The sequence below is a fragment of the Streptomyces sparsus genome, assembly GCF_054776295.1.
Window position 1 is genome coordinate 1 of record NZ_BAAHCA010000582.1, and the last position, 3153, is coordinate 3153.

A 3153-nucleotide genomic window follows, 5' to 3' on the forward strand; every position below is an offset into this window, starting at 1 on the left:
GTGGCGGCGGTTTCGCCGGCCGTCCCGGTGGTCCCGGTGGCGGTCGTCCCGGTTTCGCCGGTCGTCCCGGCGGTCCCGGCCGCGGTGGAACCCAGGGCGCCTTCGGCCGTCCCGGTGGTCCGGCGCGTCGTGGCCGCAAGTCGAAGCGGCAGCGGCGCCAGGAGTACGAGGCCATGCAGGCCCCGTCGGTCGGCGGCGTGATGCTGCCGCGCGGCAAGGGCGAGACCGTCCGGCTGTCGCGCGGTGCGTCGCTCACCGACTTCGCGGAGAAGATCAACGCCAACCCGGCGTCGCTGGTCCAGGTCATGTTCAACCTGGGCGAGATGGTCACCGCGACCCAGTCGGTACCGGACGAGACGCTGCACCTCCTCGGCGAGGAGATGAACTACGTCGTCCAGATCGTCAGCCCGGAGGAGGAGGACCGCGAGCTTCTCGGTTCCTTCGACATCGAGTTCGGCGAGGACGAGGGCGGCGAGGAAGCACTCGTCACCCGCCCGCCGGTGGTCACCGTCATGGGTCACGTCGACCACGGCAAGACCCGCCTGCTGGACGCGATCCGCAAGACCAACGTCATCGAGGGCGAGGCCGGCGGCATCACCCAGCACATCGGTGCCTACCAGGCGAAGACCGACGTCAACGGTGAAGAGCGCAAGATCACCTTCATCGACACCCCCGGTCACGAGGCGTTCACCGCCATGCGTGCCCGCGGTGCGAAGTCGACCGACATCGCGATCCTCGTGGTGGCGGCCAACGACGGCGTCATGCCGCAGACGGTCGAGGCGCTGAACCACGCCAAGGCCGCCGGTGTGCCGGTCGTCGTCGCGGTGAACAAGATCGACGTCGAGGGTGCCGACCCGACCAAGGTGCGCGGTCAGCTCACCGAGTTCGGGCTGGTGGCCGAGGAGTACGGCGGCGACACCATGTTCGTCGACATCTCCGCCAAGCAGGGCCTGCACATCGACAGCCTGCTGGAGGCCGTGGTCCTCACCGCGGACGCCTCCCTCGACCTGCGCGCCAACCCGGAGCAGGACGCCCAGGGCATCGCCATCGAGGCCCACCTGGACCGCGGTCGCGGTGCGGTGGCCACGGTGCTGGTCCAGCGCGGCACCCTGCGGGTCGGCGACACGATGGTCGTCGGCGACGCCTACGGCCGCGTCCGGGCCATGCTCGACGACAAGGGCGCCAACATCACCGAGGCCGGTCCCTCGACCCCGGCACTGGTGCTCGGTATGACCAACGTGCCCGGCGCGGGTGACAACTTCCTGGTGGTGGACGAGGACCGCACGGCCCGTCAGATCGCCGAGAAGCGCGCCGCCCGTGAGCGCAACGCCGCGTTCGCCAAGCGCACCCGCCGGGTGTCGCTGGAGGACCTGGACAAGGTGCTCAAGGCCGGCCAGGTCGAGCAGCTCAACCTCATCATCAAGGGCGACGCGTCCGGTTCGGTCGAGGCTCTCGAGTCCTCGCTGCTCCAGCTCGACGTCGGCGAAGAGGTCGACATCCGGGTGCTGCACCGCGGTGTGGGTGCGGTCACCGAGTCGGACATCAACCTCGCGTCCGGCTCCGACGCCATCGTCATCGGCTTCAACGTCCGCGCCGAGGGGCGCGCGACGCAGATGGCCGAGCGCGAAGGCGTGGACGTCCGCTACTACTCGGTCATCTACCAGGCGATCGAGGAGATCGAGGCGGCCCTGAAGGGCATGCTGAAGCCGGAGTACGAAGAGGTCGAGCTGGGCACGGCGGAGATCCGCGAGATCTTCCGCTCCTCCAAGCTCGGCAACATCGCGGGTGTCCTCATCCGTTCCGGCGAGGTCAAGCGCAACACCAAGGCCCGGCTCCTCCGCGACGGCAAGGTCGTCGCGGAAAGCCTCAACATCGTGGGCCTGCGTCGCTTCAAGGACGACGTCACCGAGATCCGGGAAGGCTTCGAGGGCGGTATCAACCTCGGCAGCTTCAACGACATCAAGGTCGACGACGTCATCGCCACCTACGAGATGCGGGAGAAGCCGCGCGGCTGATCCACGCACACCGGTGACGGGCACTGGGCCGGCGGGCAGGGCGGAGACGTCCTGCCCGCCGGCCCAGGCCGCTGTCCGGGCCACCCGCGGAGCCCCCGGGCCTGCGGGGTAATCCCGTCGATCACCGCAGCCGTTGCGTGTACCGTTTGACGGGATCCACTCATAATCCACTCATACGGACGAGGCCTCACGGGTCGGCTCTGACCCGCAACCGCATGTACACAGGGACACTGTCCTTCGACCTCCTGCTCGGCGACGTCCACTCGCTGAAGCAGAAGCGCTCCGCCGTCCGCCCGATCGTCGCCGAGCTCCAGCGCAAGTACGCGGTGAGCGCGGCGGAGGTGGGCGACCAGGACCTGTACCGCCGGGCCCGTATCGGCCTGGCCGCGGTGTCGGGGGACGCCGCACACCTCGCCGACGTGCTCGACCGCTGCGAGCGGATGGTCGCCGCACGCCCCGAAGTGGAGCTGCTGTCCGTACGACGGCGGTTCCACGGCGACGACGACTGATGACGACGAGTAGCACGACCACCGAACGAACAGAAGAGAGTGAGCGCATGACCGACACCGCGCGGGCACGCAAGCTGGCTGACCGCATCCGGGTCGTCGTCGCGGAGACCCTCCAGCGACGCATCAAGGACCCGCGGCTCGGCTATGTGACGATCACCGACACCCGGGTCACCGGAGACCTGCGGGAGGCGACCGTCTTCTACACGGTCTACGGAGACGAGGAGGAGCGCGCCGCGTCCGCCGCGGCGCTGGAGTCCGCCAAGGGGGTGCTGCGCTCGGAGGTCGGCCGCCAGACCGGGGTGCGGTTCACCCCGTCGCTGGAGTTCGTCCCCGACGCACTGCCGGAGAACGCCCGGGCCATCACCGAGCTGCTGGCGAGGGCCAAGGCCGCGGACGACCAGGTGCGCCAGGCGTCCTCCGGCGCCACCTACGCGGGCGACGCCGACCCCTACCGCAAGCCGGAGGACCTCGAAGACGACGCCGAGGACGATGCGCCGGTGGCGGACGCCGCGCGCCCCGAGACCGCCAAGGGCGGTTCCGAGGGCGCCAGGGACAACAAGGGCAGCGGGGACGTCTGAGTCGTGGCACAGCAGCAGCACACCGACGCGCCGGCCGGCGCCGACCAGCCG

3 protein-coding genes are annotated in these 3153 nt (G+C 70.0%); all 3 read left to right on the top strand.

The window, feature by feature from the left end:
• Nucleotides 1–2015: translation initiation factor IF-2 (gene infB, locus ACYVE9_RS20545; protein ID WP_461029358.1), on the top strand; the 2015-nt coding region annotated here is incomplete at its 5' end.
• Nucleotides 2016–2230: 215 nt separating this feature from the next.
• Nucleotides 2231–2524 carry a DUF503 domain-containing protein gene (locus tag ACYVE9_RS20550; RefSeq protein ID WP_461029359.1) on the top strand — a complete coding sequence of 98 codons (294 nt, stop codon included), beginning with the start codon at nucleotides 2231–2233 and terminating at the stop codon, nucleotides 2522–2524.
• 47 nt (nucleotides 2525–2571) lie between these two features.
• Nucleotides 2572–3102, top strand: coding sequence for a 30S ribosome-binding factor RbfA (gene rbfA, locus ACYVE9_RS20555; RefSeq protein WP_461029360.1), 531 nt, complete (start codon nucleotides 2572–2574; stop codon nucleotides 3100–3102).
• Nucleotides 3103–3153: the final 51 nt, after the last annotated feature.

What these genes read in the sequence shown, in the direction of transcription:
- rbfA (WP_461029360.1), top strand. Translation starts at nt 2,572, where the DNA reads ATGACCGACACCGCGCGGGCACGCAAGCTGGCTGACCGCATCCGGGTC.
- ACYVE9_RS20550 (WP_461029359.1), top strand. Translation starts at nt 2,231, where the DNA reads ATGTACACAGGGACACTGTCCTTCGACCTCCTGCTCGGCGACGTCCAC.